This is a genomic window from Streptococcus sp. XMC (assembly GCF_021341835.1).
Classification (GTDB): domain Bacteria; phylum Bacillota; class Bacilli; order Lactobacillales; family Streptococcaceae; genus Streptococcus.
Map to the genome: position 1 here is coordinate 724962 of NZ_JAJTNQ010000001.1, position 21373 is coordinate 746334.

Annotated in this window: 24 protein-coding genes; 11 read left to right on the forward strand and 13 right to left on the reverse strand. The window is 41.0% G+C overall.

All coding sequences use genetic code 11. The annotated features are described in order from the left end of the window. Positions 1-85: 85 nt before the first annotated feature. The 5 genes from LXO72_RS03355 to LXO72_RS03375 form a co-directional block, all read right to left on the reverse strand. On the reverse strand, positions 86-1162 hold the full coding sequence (locus tag LXO72_RS03355) for an aspartate-semialdehyde dehydrogenase (protein WP_023026798.1): 1077 nt from the start codon (positions 1160-1162) through the stop codon (positions 86-88). Positions 1163-1318: 156 nt separating this feature from the next. Beyond that, the gene (locus LXO72_RS03360; RefSeq protein ID WP_233331521.1) at positions 1319-1873 is read right to left on the reverse strand and encodes a LemA family protein; all 555 of its coding nucleotides are present in this window, start codon (positions 1871-1873) and stop codon (positions 1319-1321) included. Between the two features lie 2 nt (positions 1874-1875). Further along, positions 1876-2883 carry a DUF3137 domain-containing protein gene (locus tag LXO72_RS03365; protein ID WP_233331522.1) on the reverse strand — a complete coding sequence of 336 codons (1008 nt, stop codon included), beginning with the start codon at positions 2881-2883 and terminating at the stop codon, positions 1876-1878. Positions 2884-3243: 360 nt separating this feature from the next. Next, positions 3244-3756, reverse strand: coding sequence for a GNAT family N-acetyltransferase (locus LXO72_RS03370; protein WP_023023187.1), 513 nt, complete (start codon positions 3754-3756; stop codon positions 3244-3246). A gap of 234 nt (positions 3757-3990) precedes the next feature. Then, entirely contained in the window at positions 3991-5661 is a 1671-nt protein-coding gene (locus LXO72_RS03375; RefSeq protein ID WP_233331523.1) for a formate--tetrahydrofolate ligase, read from the reverse strand. 264 nt (positions 5662-5925) lie between these two features. Here LXO72_RS03375 and LXO72_RS03380 point away from each other — a divergent pair, with 264 nt between their 5' ends. The 5 genes from LXO72_RS03380 to LXO72_RS03400 all read left to right on the forward strand — a co-directional run bounded on the left by LXO72_RS03380 (position 5926) and on the right by LXO72_RS03400 (position 10185). Next, a complete protein-coding gene (locus tag LXO72_RS03380) occupies positions 5926-6612 on the forward strand; it encodes a phosphopantothenate--cysteine ligase (RefSeq protein ID WP_233331524.1) in 687 nt (228 codons plus the stop codon). Between the two features lie 5 nt (positions 6613-6617). After that, on the forward strand, positions 6618-7157 hold the full coding sequence (gene coaC / locus LXO72_RS03385) for a phosphopantothenoylcysteine decarboxylase (protein WP_233331525.1): 540 nt from the start codon (positions 6618-6620) through the stop codon (positions 7155-7157). Beyond that, positions 7154-7714: an ECF transporter S component gene (locus LXO72_RS03390; RefSeq protein ID WP_195347974.1), complete on the forward strand. Its 561-nt coding sequence runs from the start codon at positions 7154-7156 to the stop codon at positions 7712-7714. The genes coaC and LXO72_RS03390 overlap by 4 nt, the downstream gene beginning before the upstream one ends. Before the next feature lie 297 nt (positions 7715-8011). Then, complete coding sequence (locus LXO72_RS03395; protein WP_233331526.1) at positions 8012-9730, forward strand: phospho-sugar mutase; 1719 nt, start codon at positions 8012-8014, stop codon at positions 9728-9730. A gap of 107 nt (positions 9731-9837) precedes the next feature. Then, the gene (locus LXO72_RS03400) at positions 9838-10185 is read left to right on the forward strand and encodes a thioredoxin (protein ID WP_219074273.1); all 348 of its coding nucleotides are present in this window, start codon (positions 9838-9840) and stop codon (positions 10183-10185) included. A 182-nt stretch (positions 10186-10367) separates the two neighbouring features. Here the strand turns inward: LXO72_RS03400 and mutY are convergent, their stop codons facing one another. The 5 genes from mutY to LXO72_RS03425 all read right to left on the reverse strand — a co-directional run bounded on the left by mutY (position 10368) and on the right by LXO72_RS03425 (position 15127). Then, positions 10368-11522, reverse strand: coding sequence for an A/G-specific adenine glycosylase (gene mutY / locus LXO72_RS03405; RefSeq protein WP_233331527.1), 1155 nt, complete (start codon positions 11520-11522; stop codon positions 10368-10370). Positions 11523-11770: 248 nt separating this feature from the next. Next, positions 11771-12745, reverse strand: a complete 975-nt coding sequence (gene pta / locus LXO72_RS03410; protein ID WP_023026787.1) for a phosphate acetyltransferase — start codon at positions 12743-12745, stop codon at positions 11771-11773. A gap of 21 nt (positions 12746-12766) precedes the next feature. After that, a complete protein-coding gene (locus LXO72_RS03415) occupies positions 12767-13657 on the reverse strand; it encodes an RluA family pseudouridine synthase (protein WP_233331528.1) in 891 nt (296 codons plus the stop codon). Beyond that, a complete protein-coding gene (locus tag LXO72_RS03420) occupies positions 13654-14472 on the reverse strand; it encodes an NAD kinase (protein ID WP_023023169.1) in 819 nt (272 codons plus the stop codon). The genes LXO72_RS03415 and LXO72_RS03420 overlap by 4 nt, the downstream gene beginning before the upstream one ends. Continuing rightward, entirely contained in the window at positions 14456-15127 is a 672-nt protein-coding gene (locus tag LXO72_RS03425; RefSeq protein WP_023026784.1) for a GTP pyrophosphokinase, read from the reverse strand. Before LXO72_RS03425 ends, LXO72_RS03420 begins: the two co-directional genes overlap by 17 nt. A gap of 95 nt (positions 15128-15222) precedes the next feature. Here LXO72_RS03425 and LXO72_RS03430 point away from each other — a divergent pair, with 95 nt between their 5' ends. From LXO72_RS03430 to LXO72_RS03455, 6 genes are all read left to right on the forward strand, one after another. After that, entirely contained in the window at positions 15223-15789 is a 567-nt protein-coding gene (locus LXO72_RS03430; protein WP_233331529.1) for a CYTH domain-containing protein, read from the forward strand. Between the two features lie 62 nt (positions 15790-15851). Further along, the gene (locus LXO72_RS03435) at positions 15852-16808 is read left to right on the forward strand and encodes a ribose-phosphate diphosphokinase (protein WP_042361082.1); all 957 of its coding nucleotides are present in this window, start codon (positions 15852-15854) and stop codon (positions 16806-16808) included. Positions 16809-16817: 9 nt separating this feature from the next. Next, positions 16818-17945 (forward strand): cysteine desulfurase family protein, encoded by a 1128-nt coding sequence (locus LXO72_RS03440; protein WP_233331530.1) that lies wholly within the window; start codon positions 16818-16820, stop codon positions 17943-17945. After that, a complete protein-coding gene (locus tag LXO72_RS03445; RefSeq protein WP_023023159.1) occupies positions 17935-18282 on the forward strand; it encodes a DUF1831 domain-containing protein in 348 nt (115 codons plus the stop codon). Before LXO72_RS03440 ends, LXO72_RS03445 begins: the two co-directional genes overlap by 11 nt. After that, positions 18282-18518: a DUF4649 family protein gene (locus LXO72_RS03450; RefSeq protein WP_023023158.1), complete on the forward strand. Its 237-nt coding sequence runs from the start codon at positions 18282-18284 to the stop codon at positions 18516-18518. The genes LXO72_RS03445 and LXO72_RS03450 overlap by 1 nt, the downstream gene beginning before the upstream one ends. A gap of 93 nt (positions 18519-18611) precedes the next feature. Continuing rightward, complete coding sequence (locus LXO72_RS03455) at positions 18612-19256, forward strand: redox-sensing transcriptional repressor Rex (protein ID WP_042361403.1); 645 nt, start codon at positions 18612-18614, stop codon at positions 19254-19256. A 188-nt stretch (positions 19257-19444) separates the two neighbouring features. Here the strand turns inward: LXO72_RS03455 and radC are convergent, their stop codons facing one another. From radC to LXO72_RS03470, 3 genes are all read right to left on the reverse strand, one after another. Continuing rightward, entirely contained in the window at positions 19445-20128 is a 684-nt protein-coding gene (gene radC, locus LXO72_RS03460) for a RadC family protein (RefSeq protein ID WP_233331531.1), read from the reverse strand. A gap of 62 nt (positions 20129-20190) precedes the next feature. Then, a complete protein-coding gene (locus tag LXO72_RS03465) occupies positions 20191-20469 on the reverse strand; it encodes a porphobilinogen deaminase (protein WP_233331532.1) in 279 nt (92 codons plus the stop codon). Between the two features lie 152 nt (positions 20470-20621). Next, entirely contained in the window at positions 20622-21368 is a 747-nt protein-coding gene (locus LXO72_RS03470; RefSeq protein WP_023023150.1) for a class A sortase, read from the reverse strand. Between the last annotated feature and the right edge of the window lie 5 nt (positions 21369-21373).

Below are 21373 nucleotides of genomic sequence, written 5' to 3' on the forward strand. Positions count from 1 at the left end.
TCCTCCTTCTTGATTCAATCATAGGGAAGAGGGACAGCACCAAAAGTTGGTCACTGTCCCCATTACGATTTATTCAGTTATAGAATCATTTCAATTCAAACTTCAAGTCAGCTGTTGGGCGCACCAATCCACGCTCATGAAGAGTTTCTGCGATTTGGACAGAGTTCCAGGCTGCTCCTTTAAGAAGGTTATCAGAAACTACCCACATATGGATCCCTTTTTCAGCATCCAAGTCTTTACGGATACGACCAACAAAGGTATCACGAGAACCAACAGCATTAATAGCTTGTGGGTATACTTGATGAGCAACATCATCTTCCAGTACTGCACCTGGGAAGGCTGCGATGGCAGCTTTTACTTCTTCAATCGGGGCTACTTCTTTGGTCTCAATGTAAACTGACTCTGAGTGAGCTGACAAGACCGGAATACGCACACACGTTGCTGAAACTGCAATGCTATCATCTTCCATGATTTTCTTGGTTTCGTTTGTCATCTTCATTTCTTCATACGTGTAGTCATTATCAGTGAAGACGTCAATTTGAGGAAGAGCATTAAATGCGATTGGATAATGTTTCTTATCGCCACCTGATGGTAAGATTTCTGCATGCAAATCACGCGGATCCACTCCATCATTCAAAACTTCTCGAAGTTCACGTTGTGTTTCAAGAATAGCACCCATACCTGCACCAGAGACAGCTTGGTAAGTCGATACGATGATACGATCCAAGCCCCATTTTTGACGAACTGGCTCTAGTGCCACCATCATTTGGATTGTTGAACAGTTAGGGCAAGCAATAATCCCATTGTGAGCATCAAGGGCATGAGCATTCACCTCTGGAACAACCAATGGCACATCTGGGTTTTGACGGAAGTAAGACGTATTGTCGACCACGACAGCTCCTGCTTTCACAGCATATGGTGCGTATTTTGCAGAAGTTGAACCACCAGCAGAGAAGAGAGCGATATCTACGCCTTCAAAAGCGTTCTCCGTTGTTTCTTCAATCGTAATGTCTAGATCCTTAAATTTCAATACCTTACCAGCTGAACGAGCAGACGCCAAGTAGCGAATTTTATCGATTGGAAGTGTCGATTCTTCCAACATCTTGATCATTTGAGCACCAACGGCACCTGTCGCACCGACAACAGCAACTGTATATCCCATAATAAAACCTCTTTCGGAATTTTCTAAAAATTTGTGAATTTCATCTATTATACTATTTTTCCCAGTAAATGAAAAGCGTATTTTCCATTTCTAAAAACAAAAATCCCGATCTAAGACCGGGATCGTTTCTAAAGATATGAAAGCTTTTAATAAAAATTAATGGATCTCATAATCCAAATCACTCAAGTCCTTCTTCCCTTGCGTGTCTTCCAATAAAAATGGAACTTGTGACAAGCCTTTGATCCCTGCAACAACAGATGTTGGGAAGGTTACAATGGCTTGGTTGATTTGACTAATGTTGCTATTGACAATGCGTTTAGACGCTGCCAAATCTTCATTTTCGTCAGCAATTTCTTTTTGCAAGGCCAAGAATTGGTTAGAAGACAAGAGCTCTGGATAATTCTCACCCACTGCTCGGATTTGTGCCAAAACATCATTTTGATTGGCAATAACTTGGTTGGATTCTTGAATAGAAGCACCTTGGCGAAGTGCTACCAATTCGCTAAAGACTTTCTCCTCATGTTTGGCATAAGCCTTAGCAGCCTTCAACATTTCCGAAATGGTTTCGTAGCGTTTCACCAGAGTGATATCGACCGTTCTTTTAGATTCTTCAATCATGACCTGATAACGGTTCAAACGGTTGCTTTCTCCGATAAACCACAAGAAAATGACAAGAGCAAATACAACAAGGGCAATCATTAAACCTGACATAGTTATTCTCCTTTAAATATATTGGTTAATTCATCAATGAGATCAATCTCCCTACAGAGTTTTTGATACTCTGCAGCAATCGAAAGACTTTCGATTGCGTCTTTTCTATTTGGGGTTGGGAAAAGGTAGCGATCAGTATATAAGGAAATGTAGAGTGTGTCTTGTACTAAATACACACACATAGCATTCTGAGAAATTTGCTGATCAAACCATTCTAGGATCTTAGGTTTTAAGAATTTTCGTGCAGCCAGTTCATCAGTACAATAGATATTGTAGTTTTCATTGTTTTGGATATCTTCTGTTTCAATTTGGACTTCATTAGGTCCAGAACCCGGATAGTCTCCTTTTAGTTCTCTTTTTAAAAACAAAGATTTCTTGGTCGGAATAACTCTTAAGTGTCCTGGAAATGAAACTGGAGATTTTAAAGAGAAAATCTGACCTGCGAAATCCTCAACTTCCTCTCTGACCGTATGAGTTTCCCCGTTAGAGTCTCTCTTGGTTCGCGTCTCAATGTGGTAAGCATAGAGATTGGCTACTACGAGATTCTTTTCATCATGAAAGGACAGTTGATTAAAGAGATTAAACTTAGTCGATCTCGGACTAAAGACCTGCAAGACATTCATAGGGTAGTTAGCTGTCAAAGTTAGCTCAGCTTGAGGAAAAACTTCTTTCAAAATAGGACAAAGAAAATCTGTAATATAAATCTCGTCATTGGATCGAACCTGACCTCTGAATAAAGACTTTCTTTTTTGGTAGGCTGGTAAATAATAGAACACCCCTGCAAGAAGAATGATAACAAAGGCTCGCAATCCAAAAAGTGGGAAAGATAGTATAGCTAAAATAATACCAAGCATAGTAGCGTTTCTCCAATGAAGGTTATTCTTCATTTGTTCCTTCATGATGAACAACTTAGCCTGATATTGTTCTAATCTCTCCAGTTCACTGATACGTTGGAAAGTTTCTTGTGACCACTTGTTGTTTGGACTGTTTTGATCATACACTATAACCATCTCCTTTCAAACACAAATGAATACATCTATTTCCATCATTATACCACCAGCAACCACAAGAGGCAAACAAATATATGTATTTGATAGCAGTGAATTTCTACAAAAAAATCCCCTACCAAATGGTAAGGGATTCGAGGCATCTTTCGATGAGAACAGCCGGTTCACACAACTGTTCAAGGTCCGCTCCTGCGTTACAATTAAATGTAGACCTCCTCAGCGCAAAAGGCTCCTAAGAGCCAATCGACTCATCGCATGAAACTAGTCTACCACGACATTGCATAAGCTGTCAAGAGGCTCGTTTTAGAATTCCTCTCAAAAAGCTTAAGAGAAATAGAGGAAAGCCACGATTCATCTGCATTATTACATTAGGGATTTCACAGGCCCTTCGATTGTCTTTTGCATCCAGACAATATCATGCCATTGATCAAATTTATAGCCAATTCTAGGAAAATGAGCAACTTTCACATAGCCTCGTTTTTCATGCAGGGCAATACTAGCTGGATTTGGCAAGGCGATGCAAGCTAAGAAGCGTAAATAGCCACGCGCTTCCAGCTCCCTCTCTAAGGCCTCATACAAACGAGAACCCAGTCCTTGCCCAAGATAATGTTCGTTCACATAGACTGATACTTCTACAGCCCAGTCATAGGCTGATCGGTCATAATAGGTTGAAGCATAGGCATAAGCAAGTACTTGACCATTTTCTTCAGCTACTAAGTAGGGAAAACGTTGAAGGGTCTTTTCGATACGCCCTTCAAATTCCTCCGTCGTCGGAACATCATATTCAAAAGTGATGGCTGTTTTCTTAACATAAGGGGCATAAATTCTGACAAGTTCAGGAGCATCCGCTAAGGTGACTGGTCGTATCTTCAACATAGTCTTCTCGCTTTCTATCTCTCTATTATACCTCGAAAATATAAAAATGAGAGTGGGACAGAAATCGGTAATTCGTTAGAATTCGATTTCGTCGTCCCACCTCCGCACAGTTGAGTAGGGCTGTAATAGCTGATGTAATCAGCGTAGTAGAGCCCACTCAACCACTGCGTCTTGCTCGACAATCCAAAGACAATTGAGAGGCTAGGACTTTTGTCCCACTCTCATATACTTTTATTAGAATAAGCCCAAGGCTGTCCCATCTTCTGCCACATCCATGTTCAAAGCAGCAGGACGTTTTGGTAGTCCAGGCATGGTCATCACTTCACCAGTTAGAGCAACGACGAAGCCTGCACCAGTCTTAGGCACCAATTCGCGAATAGTAATGTCAAATCCAGAAGGTGCCCCAAGGAGACTTGGATCATCTGAAAAACTATATTGTGTCTTGGCCATACAAACGGGCAACTTATCCCAGCCATTTTTTACAATCTGAGCAATCTGAGTTTTGGCTTTTTTCTCAAAGACAACATTGTCTGCCCGGTAAATTTCCTGGGCAATCTTGGTAATTTTTTCTTCAATAGAAAGATCATTATCATAAAGACGAGTGTAGCTAGCTGTACTTGTTTCAAGGGTCGCCACCACGGTTTCTGCTAGGGCTACTCCTCCATCAGCTCCATCAGCCCAAACGCTAGCCAATTCAACAGGAACTTGAATAGAAGCACAAAGTTCTTTAAGAGTTGCAATTTCAGCTTCTGTATCCGTTACAAATTCATTAATGGCAACCACTACAGGAACACCGAATTTGCGCATATTTTCAACATGGCGTTCCAAGTTAGAAAAACCTGAACGAACAGCCTCAACGTTTTCCTCAGAAAGAGCATCTTTGGCAACTCCACCATTCATCTTCAAAGCTCGAATCGTTGCAACAATCACAACAGCAGATGGACTGGCTGGGAGATTTGGTGTTTTGATATCCAAGAATTTTTCAGCTCCCAAATCAGCCCCAAAGCCTGCCTCTGTCACTACGTAATCGGCTAAACGAAGAGCAGTTGAGGTAGCCAAAACAGAGTTACATCCATGGGCAATATTTGCAAAAGGTCCACCATGAACGAAGGCTGGAGTTCCATAGATGGTTTGAACCAAGTTTGGCTTGATGGCATCTTTCAGGATTAAAGCAAGAGCCCCTTCTACTTCTAAATCGCGGACATAAACTGGACTACGATCATAGCGGTAGCCGATGACAATATTAGCCAAACGGCGTTTCAAGTCTTCAATATCTGTCGCCAAACAAAGGATGGCCATAATCTCAGAAGCAACGGTGATATCAAACCCGTCTTCACGAGGAATCCCATTGAGCGGTCCACCGAGACCGACCGATACGTGACGCAAAGCACGGTCATTCAAGTCCACTACCCGTTTCCAGATAATCCGACGTTGGTCAATGCCTAGCTCATTTCCTTGATGCAAATGATTGTCGATCAAAGCTGAAAGTGCATTATTTGCTGTTGTAATGGCATGCATGTCACCCGTGAAATGAAGGTTGATGTCTTCCATTGGTAGAACTTGGGCATAGCCTCCACCAGCTGCGCCACCTTTAATCCCCATAACAGGACCTAAAGAAGGTTCGCGAATGGCAATCATGGTTTGTTTGCCAATTTTATTTAAGGCATCTGCCAAACCAATGGTGATGGTAGACTTTCCTTCCCCTGCTGGAGTCGGGTTAATCGCTGTTACCAAGATGAGTTTCCCTGGTTCTTCCTTCTGAACGGCTTGAATCTTATCAAAGGTTAATTTTGCCTTGTACTTTCCATAGAGTTCTAAGTCATCGAAATGAATCCCCAATTTTTCTACCACATCTGTGATTGGTTTCAATTCAATACTTTGTGCAATCTCGATATCTGTCTTCATCTTAATCTCCTCACTATTTAATAATCCTATTATACAGAAATTTCACAAGGATATATATTTTAAATGTCAAACTTTCCCCGTTCGTTCGGTATTTGCCTTTAAAATGAACCTTTTCGGCCTTTATTCTAATTTCTTATAGCCCTCTATACGAAATAACTATGAGTCCCCAATTCCTCTCCCATTACTTCCGTTTCGCCTAAAAAACAGACGCAAGACCCATGTTCTTGGCTTTACTAAAATATAAAATTCTTGTAAAATAAGCCTATGAATATTTTGATTACTTCTGGTGGAACGAGTGAAAAAATTGATCAGGTTCGTTCGATTACCAACCATTCCACTGGTCAACTTGGAAAAATCATTTCCGAAAAATTTTTAGAGGCAGGATTTTCTGTGACTCTGGTGACCACCCCAACCGCGGTTCAGCCGAAAGCTCATCCTTTTTTAACAAAAGTGTTCATCAACAATGTCGCTGAACTTCAAACAGTCCTTGAGAAAGAAACTCCAACTCATCAGGTCCTTATTCATTCCATGGCTGTCTCCGACTACAGTCCAGTCTATATGACAGGTTTTCATGCTGTAAAAGAAGCTACTAATTTAGAGCAATTTCTCCATCAAACCAATCAGGAATCGAAGATTTCATCGGAGGAAGATTATCAAGTTCTCTTTTTGAAGAAAAATCCTAAGTTGATTTCCTTGGTGAAAGCCTGGAATCCAGACATTCGTTTAATTGGATTTAAACTTCTGGTTGATGTATCCCAGGATCAACTGCTATTAGTTGCTCGTGCTAGCCTCAAAAAAAATCAGGCAGAAATGATTGTCGCCAATGACTTGAGCGAAATTCAAGACGGGAAGCATCGAGCATACTTAGTTACTAAAGATGCTACTCGAATAGCCAAAACGAAATTGGATATTGCTCAAAAAATCTTCCATCACATTACAAATAAAGGATAAAACCTATGGCCAATATTCTACTAGCTGTTACAGGAAGTATTTCTGCATATAAGGCAGCGGATATCACCAGTCAATTGACCAAGCTCGGTCATCAGGTGAAGGTAATCATGACTCCTGCAGCTACAGCTTTTATCACTCCCCTAACCCTTCAGGTCCTTTCAAAAAATCCAGTCGGTCTAGATGTCATGATTGAAGAGGATCCACAGCGGATTGAACACATCGACATTGGAAAAGAAACAGACCTCTTTCTAGTAGCACCGGCTAGTGCCAATACGATTGCTAAACTTGCCATGGGGCTAGCAGATAATATGGTGACGAGCACAGCTCTAGCCTTGCCTCAAGAAACTAAAAAAATCCTAGCCCCCGCTATGAATACGAAAATGCTGGAACACCCAGCTACCCAACGAAATCTAAAACTCTTACAAGACTACGGCTATCAGATTATTCAACCTCGCTATGCTACTCTGGCTTGTGGCGATCAAGGGGCTGGAGCTTTAGCTTCTATCGAAACCATTCTAACTACTATACAGGAGTCGCTTTCATGAAAAAATCCTCATCCATTTCACGCATTGCTATATTTTTCGCGGTAATGATTACCATCCATTTTACAACTTCCTTCATCTTACATTTTGTACCATCAGGTATTCAGCCAACCTTGGTTCATATCCCTGTCGTGATCGCGTCTATCATTTATGGACCTCGTACAGGTGCTATTCTAGGACTGCTTATGGGACTCTTTAGTTTAACGATGAATACTCTTGTTTTAACCCCAGCAAGCTATCTATTTAGTCCCTTTGTGCCAAACGGAAATCTCTATTCCCTTGTCATCGCTATAGTACCGCGTATTCTCATCGGGGTAACACCTTATTTTGTCTATCGATGGATGCACAATCGTACTGGGTTAATAACAGCCGGCATTGTCGGATCTATGACCAATACTGTATTCGTTTTAAGCGGGATTTACCTCTTCTTTGGTAACAGCTTTGGAAGAGGAATTCAACATTTTCTTGGCTTGATTGTTTCTACTAACTCACTCATCGAAGTTATTGCAACAGTTCTGATCACTAGTGCCGTTGTCCCAGCCCTTGAAAAATTAAAATAAAAGGTTGATAGTGGCACAGAAATCGGTCATTCGTTAGAATTCGATTTCGTCGTCCCACCTCCGCACAGTTGAGTAGGGCTATAAAAGCTGATGAAATCAGCGTAGTAGAGCCCACTCAACCACTGCGTCTTGCTCGACAATCCAAAGACAATTTAGAGGCTAGGACTTTTGTCCCAGCCTTTTTACTATCCGAAACCCCTCTTTATTTTTGAAAAGATTTACAATTATCGCTAGAATTTTCTGAAAAAATTTGCTATAATGTAAGCGATTAATTATATATCAAAAGGAGATGCTTGCATGACTTATCAAGAAAACTTCCAAAAATGGGCTGATTTTGCTGACCTACCAGATTACCTTCGTCGTGATTTGGAAAACATGGATGAAAAAACAAAAGAAGATGCCTTCTACACAAACCTTGAATTCGGTACTGCTGGTATGCGTGGATTGATTGGTGCCGGTACAAACCGTATTAACATCTATGTAGTCCGTCAAGCAACTGAAGGTTTGGCTCGTTTGATCGAATCAAAGGGTGGAAATGAAAAAGAACGTGGGGTAGCTATCGCTTACGATAGCCGTCACTTCTCTCCAGAGTTTGCTTTTGAATCAGCAGCAGTTCTTGCAAAACACGGTATTAAATCTTATGTTTTTGAAAGTCTCCGTCCAACTCCAGAACTTTCATTCGCGGTTCGTCACCTCAACTGTTTTGCTGGTATCATGATTACTGCTAGCCACAACCCAGCTCCATTCAATGGATACAAGGTTTACGGTGAAGATGGTGGCCAAATGCCTCCACATGATGCAGATGCTTTGACAACCTATATTCGTGCGATCGAAAATCCATTTGCTGTGGAAGTCGCTGATGTTGAAGCAGAAAAAGCTTCTGGTTTGATCGAAGTTATTGGTGAAGCGATTGATGCAGAATATCTTAAAGAAGTAAAAGATGTTAATATCAACCCTACTTTGATTGAAGAATTTGGTAAAGACATGAAGATTGTCTACACTCCACTTCACGGTACTGGTGAAATGTTAGCTCGTCGTGCTCTTGCTCAAGCAGGATTTGATTCTGTTCAAGTTGTTGAAACTCAAGCAACTCCAGATCCAGACTTCTCTACTGTTAAATCTCCAAACCCAGAAAGCCAAGCAGCCTTTGCTCTAGCTGAAGAACTTGGTCGCCAAGTAGGAGCTGATGTTCTTGTTGCAACGGACCCTGATGCTGACCGTGTCGGTGTTGAAGTCCTTCAAAAAGACGGCAGCTACCTTAACCTTTCAGGTAACCAAATCGGTGCCATCATGGCTAAGTACATCTTGGAAGCCCACAAAAACGCTGGGACCCTTCCTGAAAATGCAGCACTCTGCAAATCAATCGTATCAACTGACTTGGTAACTAAGATTGCTGAAAGCTACGGTGCAACCATGTTTAACGTCTTGACTGGTTTCAAATTTATCGCTGAAAAGATTCAAGAATTCGAAGAAAAACACAATCATACTTACATGATGGGATTTGAAGAAAGCTTCGGTTACTTGATCAAACCATTCGTACGTGATAAAGATGCCATCCAAGCTGTCCTTGTTGTTGCTGAACTTGCAGCCTACTACCGCTCTCGTGGTTTGACTCTTGCAGACGGTATCGAAGAAATCTACAAAGAGTATGGCTACTATGCTGAGAAGACTATTTCTGTGACCCTTTCAGGTGTCGATGGTGCTGAGCAAATCAAAGCGATCATGGCTAAATTCCGTGAAAACGGTCCAAAAGAGTTTAACGCAACAGCCGTTTCAATCACTGAAGACTTCAAAGCACAAACATCTACTGCCGCTGATGGTACTGTAACAGCCTTGACGACTCCTCCAAGTGATGTATTGAAATACACACTTGCTGACGGTTCATGGATTGCTGTTCGTCCTTCAGGTACTGAACCAAAAATTAAGTTCTACATTGCAGTGGTCGGTGAAAGCAACGAAGAATCACAAGCTAAGATTGCTAACATCGAAGCTGAAATCAATGCATTTGTAAAATAAGCAAGATAAAAGATGAGATAAATCTAGCTCATCTTTTTTCATATCAAAATTAAGCATTTTTTCTTTCTTTATGGCATACTAGATTTATAAGAAAGCGAGGTAATCTCATGGAACAATTTTTAGTAGATATTAAAGATCTCGAAGTAACCACTGTAGCGCGTGCGCAAGAAGCCATCGACAAAAAAGAAACAGCAACCTTCTTTATTGGACGCAAGACTTGCCCATATTGCCGTAAGTTCGCTGCTAAATTAGCAACTGTAGTAGCTGAAACAAAAGCTCATATCTACTTCATCAATAGTGAAGAACCAAGCCAATTAGAGGCTTTACAAGCCTTCCGTTCATCCTATGGCATTCCAACTGTGCCAGGATTTTTACATGTCGAAGCTGGTGAAGTAACGGTTCGTTGTGACTCTTCTATGTCAGAAGAAGAAATTAAAGCATTCGCTCATCTATAAGAAAAAATTGAGGCTGGGACAAAAGTCCTAGCCTCTTAATTGTCTTTGGAGTGTCGAGCAATACGCAGTGGTTGAGTGGGCTCTACTACGCTGATTTCATCAGCTTTTACAGCCCTACTCAACTGTGCGGAGGCGGGACGACTAAATCGAATTCTAACGAATGACCGATTTCTGTCCCACTCTCATTTTTCGTTTTCCGAAAAAGTCGTCCAAATCTTTTGCTGGGGTTTGGCAAAAGGATAGGCCGAAAATTCTTCTGGTCTTAACCAAAGAGCCGATTCACTTGTTGTCTGCTCTCCTTCTTTTACCAAGCCGTAACGAAGTTGAACCTGCCACTTGCGATGTGAAAAAACATGCTGGACGATGGGATAAGATCTCTCTTGCCAATCAATAACCAAGTCATAATCCTGTTCAAAAGAAAGTATTTCAGGATTGTCCTCCACTTCTTTTTTTCCATCCAGTAGAGACAATTGGCCCAGATTCTCAGTTAGGCTATCCACTTCAATCAAGGGAAAATGCCAGAAGCCTGACAAGAGTCCTTCTCGTTCATTTTTCTCCAGCAAGTAGCGCCCATGACTATCCTTTATAATAAAGGCTGTTAAATAAACTGGCACTGGTTTCTTTTTAGGAGCCTTGATGGGATAACGATCCATGGTTCCATTCTGATAAGCTGCACTAAATTCCTTAACAGGACTCTCCTCCGGCCTTGGATTGACTGGTGATTCGATATCAGAGCCTAAATCCATTAAGGCTTGATTAAAGTCGCCAGGACGGTCCGGATCGATTAAGATTTCCATCATGGCTTGAAAAATTTTACGATTGGTCGGGATTCCGATATCATAGTCCACCTCAAACAAGCGGGCTAGGACCCGCATGACATTGCCATCCACTGCTGGTTCTGGCAAGCCAAAAGCAATACTAGCTATAGCACCGGCTGTATAAGGTCCAATTCCCTTAAGTTTTGAGATAGCCTCATAGGTTGATGGAAATAAACCTCCGTAGTCTTCCATCATCTGCTGAGCAGCTTTCTGCATATTGCGAACCCGTGAGTAATAACCCAAACCTTCCCAAGCTTTCAAGAGTTTCTCTTCTGGCGCCTTAGCCAAATCCTCAATCGTCGGAAACCAGTCAAGAAAACGCTCATAATAAGGAATAACCGTATCGACGCGTGTCTGCTGGAGCATAATCTCTGAGATCCAAATTTTATAAGGATCCTGCGTCCTTCTCCAGGGAAGATCCCGTTTATTGGCATCATACCATGCTAGTAATTTTTCTCGGAAAGAAGCAATTTTTTTCTCCTCCCACATGGTAATCCCGTAATCTTTTAAATCCATCATATTCCTAGTATACCACAGAATGGACTTTTACTTTTACAATTCTGACTTTATCAATAAAAAGAGGCTGGGACAAAAGTCCCAGCCTCTCAATTTTCTTTGGATTGTCGAGCAAGACGCAGTGGTTGAGTGGCCTCTACTACGCTGACTTCATCAGCTTTTACAGCCCTACTCAACTGTGCGAAGGTGGGACGACGAAATTGAATTCTAACCAATTACCGATTTCTGTCCCACTCTCCTTTAAATTATTCTTATTGTTCAACAGCTTGAGCCGCTGTGATCAAGGTCAACTTGTAAACGTCATCTGCATTACATCCGCGGGAAAGGTCGTTCACTGGCTTGTTCAATCCTTGCAAGACTGGACCTACCGCTGCAAAACCTCCAAGACGTTCTGCCATCTTGTAACCAATGTTACCTGCTTCGATACCAGGGAAGATAAAGACATTGGCTTGACCTGCTACCTTACTTCCTGGTGCTTTCAATGCAGCTGTTTCAGGTACAAAGGCTGCGTCAAATTGCAATTCCCCATCAATTTCAAGATCTGGACGAAGCTCATGAGCGATTTTGGTCGCTTCAACTACTTTATCAACACTTTCACCAAAACCTGACCCTTTTGTTGAATAGCTCAACATGGCGATTTTTGGATCAATCCCAAACATCTTCGCTGTGATAGCAGAATTGATGGCAATTTCAGCCAAGCCTTCAGCATCTGGATTGATATTAATAGCGCAGTCCCCAAACAAGTAACGTTCAGATCCACGGACCATGAGGAAGGCACCTGAAGTACGACTAACATTTGGACGAGTTTTGATAATTTGAAGTGCTGGACGAACGGTTGCAGCTGTTGAGTGAATTGCACCTGACACCATTCCATCAACAATTCCAAGATGTACCAACATGACACCAAAGTAGTTGACATCATCTTGCAAAATTTGGCGTGCTTCTTCTTCTGTCATTTTACCCTTGCGACGTTCAACTAAGGAAGTTACCATCTCTTCAAAACCTGAGTAAGAATGCGGATCGATGACTTCGTATCCATCCAAAACTCCTTCAATTTCAAGGTAAATTCCAATCTTATCTGGATTCCCAAGCAAGACAGGGGTTACGTCTGTTTCTTTCACAATTCGTTTTGCTGCTTGAAGAATACGTGGTTCTTCACCTTCTGGTAATACAATACGTGCATTCTTACCAACCAGGTTGGCTTTGAGGTTTTCAAAAACTTCCATGAGTTTCTCCTTTGAAAAAAATTAAATATTTGTTAACTGTTTTAAGACCTGGCTAAAATCATCTGGCAAAGAACTTTCAATTCGGAGTTCTTCTTCCAAAAAAGGATGATAGAAAGCCAAGGAATGGCAATGTAAGGCTTGTCGAAGGATCCCATCTTCTAAGGAACCACCATAAAGATCATCTCCCAAAAGCGGAAAACCAATATGAGAAAAATGAACGCGAATCTGATGGGTCCGGCCTGTATGCAATTGGATATCCACCAGATGAATATCACCGAAAGACTGGACAACTTGGTAGCTGGTATGAGCATACTTGCCACCTTTTGCTACTTTTCGGGTAATGATCGAATCTTCATCACGCGCAATGGGGGCAATGATGTCACCCTTGCTTGCCAACTCACCCGTCCCCTTTACCAATGCAAAGTAACGTTTTTGAATGGTCTTAGCCTGAAGTTGTTTATCCAATCGGGCATGGGCATAGCCATGTTTAGCAAAGAGCATGATCCCACTGGTATCTTTGTCTAAACGGGTGACAATATGAACCAGCTGGTTTTCATACTGATTACGAACGTAGTAACCCTTGACAAAGTTTGCAATGGTATTGGAATGAAGAGAGCTAGGAATAGATGCCACTCCGGCCGGTTTGTTGAGGACTAAGAAATGATCGTCTTCATACAAGATTTCCAAATCACGATCAATGGCCTCCAAGGCTTCATAGCCTACCTCAGAGGGAATATCAATCGTTACCTTATCTCCTATACCGAGAAGATAAATGGCATTTTGTTCAATGCCATTAACTAAAATCTGGCCTCCAGAAAACTTGATCTTGGCCAATAACCCCTTTGAAACCTGGTGCTTCTTCAGGAATGTTTTGACCTTGACGTGTTCGTCTGCAATAAACTCGAACCTCATTCGTCAATATCTCCAATAAAAGCATCCTTGACCCGATTCCAGAAACTGGTATGACTTGGGCTCGCTACGAAATTGATCTTGTGGTTATCAATCTGGTATTCGATATGGACGATATTTCGATAAGAATAAGTTGAATTATCGACAGAGAGAATGTGAAAACCAGGCCGGCTTGGCGTAATTTCAATCTTATCTTTTTTAGGAACAATGATCGATGAACCCAAAGTTCGATACACACGGTTATTCAGGCTAGCAATTTCTGCAATTTGAAGTGCTTCGATTGTCGGGTGAAGAACAGCCCCTCCCAAAGACTTGTTATAAGCCGTACTACCTGTAGGGGTCGAAACGGTAATGCCGTCCCCTCTGAACCGCTCAAAATGAACGCCATTGATGGTTAGGTCAGCCACCATGGTTCGGTCACTGCGTTTGATAGTCGCTTCATTAAGGGCTCGCATAATCTTAGTATCGCCATTTTCAAAGGTCACTTTGACATTCAGGATTGGGTAAGATACCTTGGCACCTGTATCATACTTAAGATTTTCTACTAATTTGTCAATCTCATCATCTAGATAGTCCGTATAGAACCCAAGATGCCCTGTATGCACCCCAACGAAACGAACCCGATCTAATTGACTCTCGTACTTATGAAAAGCCGAGAGCAACATGCCATCTCCACCAATGGAGATCACGATATCCGGATGTTTTTCAGTCAAGATAAAATTATTCTTTTTTAATTTATAACGAAGTTGTTGAAAGACCTCTTCGCTCTGGCGTTTTCGATTTCGAATAATCGAAACCTTCTTACCTGTAGTCCTCATCTGTATCATCACTATTTCCGACACCATCGTTTAATTTACGATGCATAGGATCAAAAAGGGCTTGCGCCTCCTGAATGGCATCACGAATGGCGCCCATTTCCTCGTCGAGTTGATAAGCCAAATTCGCAGTGACTTCAAGACGCTTTTTAATCTCGTCCGGAAAATCTCCTTTATATTTGTAATTTAATGAGTGTTCAATGGTGGCCCAAAAATTCATAGACAGAGTACGAATCTGTATCTCTGCCAAAATGGTTTCATAGCCATTAATGGTATCTACTGGATACTCTACTACAACGTGATAGCTTCGATAGCCACTCGACTTTTTGTGACGAATATAATCTCTTTCCTGCACCACTCGCATATCTTGACGCTTACGAAGAACTTCTAGGACTTCTTCTACGTCATCAACAAATTGAACCATAACCCGCAGACCAGCAATATCTTGCATATCTTGAGCCAGGTTCTCTTCAGAAATACTTCTGCGTTCCATTTTTTCGAGAATACTCTCAATCGGCTTCACACGACCGGTCACAAACTCGATTGGGGAATGCTTTTGTTGTTTGCGATACTGCTTTCTTATCCCACGAAGCTTAATCTTCAACTCACCAACTGCTTGGATATAGGGATCTAAAAAATTTTCCCAATCAATCGCCATTGAATCACCTTGTCATCTCAAAGTTTTTTTTATAAAATAAACACATCTATTATTATATCATAAAGAGCTTGCAAACGAAAGAAAAGGACGTGGCTATGAATCATTTAGAAATTGAATTTAAAACCTTACTAACCAAGGAAGAATACGACTCTCTTATGGATTTTTTCAAGGAACAACCTCCTATTCGACAAACCAATCACTATATCGATACGCCCGACCAAGCCATCCGGAATCATCAGATGGCCTTGCGAATTCGTACCTTAGCTGATCGGGCTGAGCTAACCCTTAAAGTACCGCAAGAAGCGGGACATTTTGAATACAACCAAGCTCTTACATTTGATCAGGTAAAAGACTTTCTATCCAAGAAAAAACTCCCTCAAGGTGAGATTGCCAGCTTTCTCACTGATTTAGGAATTCCACTAGCTGCCTTAGATGTCTGGGGTAGTCTGGAAACAGAGAGACGTGAGAAAAGAATCCCTAAAGGTTTATTAGCCTTTGACCGTAGTCGTTATAATTCTATTGAGGACTATGAGTTGGAAATGGAGGTAGATGTTGCCTCAGATGAAACTTATTTTCACGAATTTCTCAAGGAAAAACAAATTGAATATAAGCCAGCAAAAAGTAAAGTGGCCAGATTGGCTCAAAGTTTGCTAAAAAGCTGAAATTACTGAATTTTTTTGCTAAAATAAGACTAGACAATAATATCTAAATGAGGATCAAACACATGTCAGAAAAAAACAATATGAAGCTCTTCGCACTCAACTCCAATCAAGAAATTGCACAAAAAATTTCGGAAGTTGCTGGCATCCCACTCGGAAAGCTTTCTTCACGTCAATTCTCAGATGGTGAAATCCAAATTAATATCGAAGAAAGTGTCCGTGGATATGATATTTATATCATCCAATCTACCAGCTTCCCTGTTAACAATCACTTGATGGAATTGTTAATCATGGTAGATGCTTGCCAACGAGCTAGCGCTCATACCGTTAACGTCGTTCTTCCATACTTTGGTTATGCACGTCAAGACCGTACCGCTGCTCCTCGCGAACCTATTACAGCGAAATTGGTTGCCAATATGTTGGTCAAGGCAGGGGTAGATCGTGTTGTAACACTCGATCTTCATGCAGTTCAAGTACAAGGCTTCTTCGATATCCCAGTAGACAACTTGTTCACGATTCCTCTATTTGCTGATCATTATATCAAACAAGGTTTAACCGGTTCAGATGTGGTGGTTGTCAGTCCTAAAAACTCCGGAGTGAAACGAGCACGTAATCTTGCTGAATATCTAGATGCCCCAATTGCCATCATTGACTACGCCCAAGACGATGCCAGCCGTGACCAAGGCTACATCATCGGGGATGTTAAAGGCAAAAAAGCAATCCTTATCGATGATATTTTGAATACAGGAAAAACCTTCTCTGAAGCTGCAAAAATTGTTCAACGGGATGGTGCTACTGAGATTTATGCTGTTTCTAGTCACGGACTTTTCGTTAAGGGAGCAGCAGAATTGCTAGACCAAGCTCCGATTAAAGAAATTTTAGTTACAGACTCTGTAGCAACCAAAGAGCAAAAACCAAAAAATGTAAAATACATTACTGCAAGCGAATTGATTGGAGATGCCCTTGTTCGTATCCAAGAGCGTAAACCTGTTAGTCCACTCTTTGCATACCACAAGAAATAAGGTGACGGCGTGATTTATTTTGACAATGCAGCAACAACTCCTCTAAGCCCTGGAGTGATCAAGGTGATGACAGAAACAATGGAATCCAGTTTCGGAAATCCATCCAGTCTCCACTCCCACGGTCGCCAAGCGAAAAAGATTCTTAGAGATGCTAGGGAATGCGTTGCAACTTGTTTAAAAACCTCTAGTCAACAAATTACCTTCACTTCTGGGGGAACCGAAAGCAATAACACTGTTATAAAGGGCTACTGTCTTAAACACAGACAGAAAGGCAAGCATATTATCACCACGGCTATCGAACACCATGCCGTTCTGGAACCGATTGAGTACTTGGTCCAAGAACATGGATTTGAAGTAACCATTATTCACCCAGTCAATCAAATGATTCGGCCAGAAGATATTCAAGCCACCCTTCGTCCTGATACTATTTTGGTGTCCACCATGTATGCCAATAACGAAACCGGTGATCTCTTGCCCATCAAGGCTATTGCAGACCTTTTAAAAGACCATCCTGCTGCTTTTCATGTGGATGCTGTTCAAGCCGTTGGCAAGCTTTCTGTAGCCCCTGAAGAGCTAGGAATTGATTTTCTAACCGCCTCTGCCCATAAATTTCATGGGCCTAAGGGAGTTGGTCTTCTCTATGCTAGAAAGCCTGACTTTTTCAATCTCTTACACGGTGGTGACCAAGAAGACAAGCGTCGAGCTAGTACAGAGAACTTGATTTCAATTGCTGGAATGGCTCAAGCCCTCAAAGAAGCAACTGATCAGTTAGACGCAAATTACCAGTATATTCAGAGCCTATCTGAGCGTATCCTAACTGGCCTAGAGGATCTAGATTTTTATCTGAATTGCACAGACTCCAAACTTCCTCATGTCTTAAATATTGGCTTCCCATGTATCAGCAATGATATCTTACTGCTTCGTTTAGACATGGCAGGAATTTCAGTCTCAACCGGCTCTGCTTGTACAGCAGGAACTGTTCAACCAAGCCACGTTCTTGCGGCTTATTATGGCGAAGATTCTCATCGATTGAAGGAATCTATTCGCATTAGTTTATCCGAATTCAATACGACCGCTGAGGTCGATACTTTTATAACAACCATTCACAAAATTTTAGGAGAATTACATGGCATTTGAAACATCTGTCTCATTACCAAACTGCGATTACACATACGCAATCCATCCAAATATTAAAAAATATACCCTACGCGACAATACCTTTGCACAAACAAAGGTTGGGAACTACGAATTAAATCGTTTATTGGAAGCTGTTCCAAACAGCGGGGATGGCTTTAAGCTAAAAATTATCATCAATAAGGATTTAACAGGATTTAAAATTAACATTACTGATAAGTCAGGCCTTCGCTTGGTGAATATTTTTAAAAATCCAGAAAATAAAATCATCCAACAAAAATTCTACTTCCTTATGGATAGTCTAGTTGAACGGGAAATCTTTGAAAGGATTGAAAAGTAATGACCAATGGTCTCATAGTCCTCACTTATTTGGATGCATACAAAAAGGAACGTCAGATCAGCTACGATAATTTGGATCACTGTTTATTAGCTTTTTCAGGCTGTGTGACCCTTCCAGATTCCTATCAGGTTGTTTCTGTATCCTACAAGGGACAAACATTACCTTTTACTGGAAAGATAGGCGACTTCTATCGCTATCTGATTCAGTTTGATCAGAGTTTAAGAAATTCCAACTAAGAAAGAAAAGCACCTTTTTGGTGTTTTTTTAGTAGAAGATAGTTGCTTTATTCACAAACTTTTTATACAATAGATTTGAAAGGTTGTGATATTGTGAAACAAGATAAGACTAATCCAATTCCTCGTGCTACTGCCAAACGACTCTCCCTCTACTACCGCATTTTTAAACGCTTTAATGCAGAGAAAATCGAGAGAGCCAATTCAAAACAGATTGCTGAAGCCATCGGGATTGACTCCGCAACTGTTCGTCGCGACTTCTCCTACTTCGGGGAGCTAGGACGACGTGGTTTTGGTTATGATGTCAAAAAGTTAATGAACTTTTTCGCAGATCTCTTAAATGATAACTCCATCACCAATGTTGCTATCGTCGGTATTGGGAATATGGGAAGTGCCCTTCTTCACTATCGTTTCCATGAGCGAAACAAGATGAAGATTGTCATGGCATTTGATACCGATGATCATGAGTTAGTCGGTACTAAAAGTAAAGATGGTATTCCGATTTACGGCATCTCAACGCTGAAAGAAAAACTAGAGGGACAAGAGATCCAAACAGCCATTTTAACCGTTCCAAGTGTAAAATCTCAAGAAGTTGCAGATGTACTGGTTGAAGCTGGTATCAAGGGAATCCTTAGCTTTTCTCCAGTACACTTAACAGTTCCAAAAGATGTGGTTGTCCAATATGTTGATCTAACCAGTGAACTGCAAACCCTTCTCTACTTTATGCGCAAAAATACATGATAAAATGAGGCTGGGACAAAAGTCCTAGCCTCTCTATTGTCTTTAGATTGTCGAGCAAGACGCAGTGCTTGAGTGGGCTCTACTACGCTGAGTTCATCAGCTTTTATAGCCCTACTAAACTGTGCAGAGGTGGGACGACGAAATCGAATTCTAACGAATGACCGATTTCTGTCCCACTCTCCTTCTTTCTATACCAATAAGTCTGTCTCCTCCCGGTAGCTATAATAATCATCAGTTGAGACAATCAGATGGTCAAGAAAAACAATTCCAAGACAATTGCAAGCTTCAATCATTTGTTTGGTGACACCATCATCATTCTTGCTAGGATGAATGATTCCAGATGGATGGTTATGAACAAGAATTAAAGACGTCGCCATATGCTTGATGGCATAATGCAAGATCTCTCGAGGTTCTGCAATACTACGATTGACTGTTCCGATAAAAATCACTTGCTGATGGATAATTTGATTCTGGGTATTCAGATACAAGGCCAGTAAATGCTCTTGTTTCTCATGGCCGATCTTTTGCTGCATCATCTTTGCAAGCTTCTGACTACTCATAATTTGTTCTGTTTCAATCACTTGGGAAGTCTGGATTCGTTTCCCAAATTCAATAGCAGCTAACAGCTCAATTGCCTTTACTTTCCCAATCCCTGGAACTTCCTGTAGCTCCTGAAAGCTCATACTAGCCAATTCCTTTAAGCTCTTTAGTGAGCCTAAGAGCTCCTGTGCGATCTCGTAGACTGTTTTATTTTTGTTCCCCGTCCGTAATAAGATGGACAGCAATTCTTGATTACTGAGCTTATCAGGGCCTTCTGTAAGCAAGCGTTCTCTAGGTAAAAGACTAGCTTCTTGAAATACAATATGATACATAAAAAACCTCCTCAATTAATAATTCGCAATTGAGGAGGAAAATGGATGAGTCTGTATAAAATTTATATAGGACAAACTACTTCTCTTAGGTTTTCAAGGATTCGAGTTTCTTCATTTGAGAAGTTAATTCTATAGCCTTCTTGCACTTGTTCCAAGGTCGTTAGGAATTGACGAATTTCGTATCGAATTAAGTGTTCTTGATCATCAGGAAGGTTTTCAATGGTTTTAAAGACCTGTTCAACTTCGTAGATTCCCTTGGTAATGAGTCCCGTTTTTGGAAAATCATTGACCAGTAAGCCGTAGAAATTTCTTAGCAGAGTATAGATATCTTCTGTAGGCATTCGGTTCCTCCAAGCTTCTTTCTATCACTCTTCTATTATAAAATAGAAAGCATGCAAAAATATGTCAGTCAGGTAACATTTTATGACTATCCTCTTACAAATTGGCAGAAAATTAACAGAAAAAAGAGGTCAAGGACCTCTTTTTTTGTTGATTATAATTGCATTTGATTATAAGATTTTGTGAAAGCTTCTAGGATATCTTTTGGTGCTTTCGAGTAATCTACTGAAGTTTCTAAAGTACCTTTTACAATCGTACGATAAGTTGCTGCGGCATCCTCACAGGTCACCAAGGTAATTTCATTTACCCCTTCTCGATCTGCAATGACATCGACCCGATCTGGCGTTACTGTCTCAACAGAATTGATGACATAGGTATAGACCTTTTCCTTATCAGTGATATAGATTTTCATTCCAGCTTTGGCATGTTCTAATGGGGAAAAGAGCATTTCATTTGCCCCAGTCAAACCAAAGACATGGTGACTAGCTAAGGAGTAATTCCTTTGCCCCATAACCTGGTCCTCTTTCATGGTACCTGCTCCATAATAAAGCCCCACATTATCTAAGCCTTTAAAAATCGGAAGGTTCATCTTCAATTCTGGAATTGCAATTCCTCCAATAACAGGTAACTTTTGTGCCTGCCATTGGGCATTGATGACAGATTCTGTAGACAGCGATTTGACTTCTTTAAAATCAAAGCTAGTCTTAGCCTCTTTATTCTTATCGATGGTCTTTTTCGATACCTTGTTGACCTGGTACTGATTGGTATGCCAAACCATGATCATGTTCCGAATCGGAGCATTAAAAATCAGAGCGATAGACAAAAGGATCAGCAAGGTAGCAAAGATATTAATCAAGCGATTGCGTAAGCTTGTTTTCTTCTTTTTTCTTCTTGAAGCCATTGTTC

Coding starts and splice junctions, on each gene's coding strand:
- LXO72_RS03355 (WP_023026798.1), bottom strand. CDS start 1,162: ATGGGATATACAGTTGCTGTTGTCGGTGCGACAGGTGCCGTTGGTGCT.
- LXO72_RS03360 (WP_233331521.1), bottom strand. CDS start 1,873: ATGTCAGGTTTAATGATTGCCCTTGTTGTATTTGCTCTTGTCATTTTC.
- LXO72_RS03365 (WP_233331522.1), bottom strand. CDS start 2,883: ATGGTTATAGTGTATGATCAAAACAGTCCAAACAACAAGTGGTCACAA.
- LXO72_RS03370 (WP_023023187.1), bottom strand. CDS start 3,756: ATGTTGAAGATACGACCAGTCACCTTAGCGGATGCTCCTGAACTTGTC.
- LXO72_RS03375 (WP_233331523.1), bottom strand. CDS start 5,661: ATGAAGACAGATATCGAGATTGCACAAAGTATTGAATTGAAACCAATC.
- LXO72_RS03380 (WP_233331524.1), top strand. CDS start 5,926: ATGAATATTTTGATTACTTCTGGTGGAACGAGTGAAAAAATTGATCAG.
- coaC (WP_233331525.1), top strand. CDS start 6,618: ATGGCCAATATTCTACTAGCTGTTACAGGAAGTATTTCTGCATATAAG.
- LXO72_RS03390 (WP_195347974.1), top strand. CDS start 7,154: ATGAAAAAATCCTCATCCATTTCACGCATTGCTATATTTTTCGCGGTA.
- LXO72_RS03395 (WP_233331526.1), top strand. CDS start 8,012: ATGACTTATCAAGAAAACTTCCAAAAATGGGCTGATTTTGCTGACCTA.
- LXO72_RS03400 (WP_219074273.1), top strand. CDS start 9,838: ATGGAACAATTTTTAGTAGATATTAAAGATCTCGAAGTAACCACTGTA.
- mutY (WP_233331527.1), bottom strand. CDS start 11,522: ATGATGGATTTAAAAGATTACGGGATTACCATGTGGGAGGAGAAAAAA.
- pta (WP_023026787.1), bottom strand. CDS start 12,745: ATGGAAGTTTTTGAAAACCTCAAAGCCAACCTGGTTGGTAAGAATGCA.
- LXO72_RS03415 (WP_233331528.1), bottom strand. CDS start 13,657: ATGAGGTTCGAGTTTATTGCAGACGAACACGTCAAGGTCAAAACATTC.
- LXO72_RS03420 (WP_023023169.1), bottom strand. CDS start 14,472: ATGAGGACTACAGGTAAGAAGGTTTCGATTATTCGAAATCGAAAACGC.
- LXO72_RS03425 (WP_023026784.1), bottom strand. CDS start 15,127: ATGGCGATTGATTGGGAAAATTTTTTAGATCCCTATATCCAAGCAGTT.
- LXO72_RS03430 (WP_233331529.1), top strand. CDS start 15,223: ATGAATCATTTAGAAATTGAATTTAAAACCTTACTAACCAAGGAAGAA.
- LXO72_RS03435 (WP_042361082.1), top strand. CDS start 15,852: ATGTCAGAAAAAAACAATATGAAGCTCTTCGCACTCAACTCCAATCAA.
- LXO72_RS03445 (WP_023023159.1), top strand. CDS start 17,935: ATGGCATTTGAAACATCTGTCTCATTACCAAACTGCGATTACACATAC.
- LXO72_RS03450 (WP_023023158.1), top strand. CDS start 18,282: ATGACCAATGGTCTCATAGTCCTCACTTATTTGGATGCATACAAAAAG.
- radC (WP_233331531.1), bottom strand. CDS start 20,128: ATGTATCATATTGTATTTCAAGAAGCTAGTCTTTTACCTAGAGAACGC.
- LXO72_RS03465 (WP_233331532.1), bottom strand. CDS start 20,469: ATGCCTACAGAAGATATCTATACTCTGCTAAGAAATTTCTACGGCTTA.
- LXO72_RS03470 (WP_023023150.1), bottom strand. CDS start 21,368: ATGGCTTCAAGAAGAAAAAAGAAGAAAACAAGCTTACGCAATCGCTTG.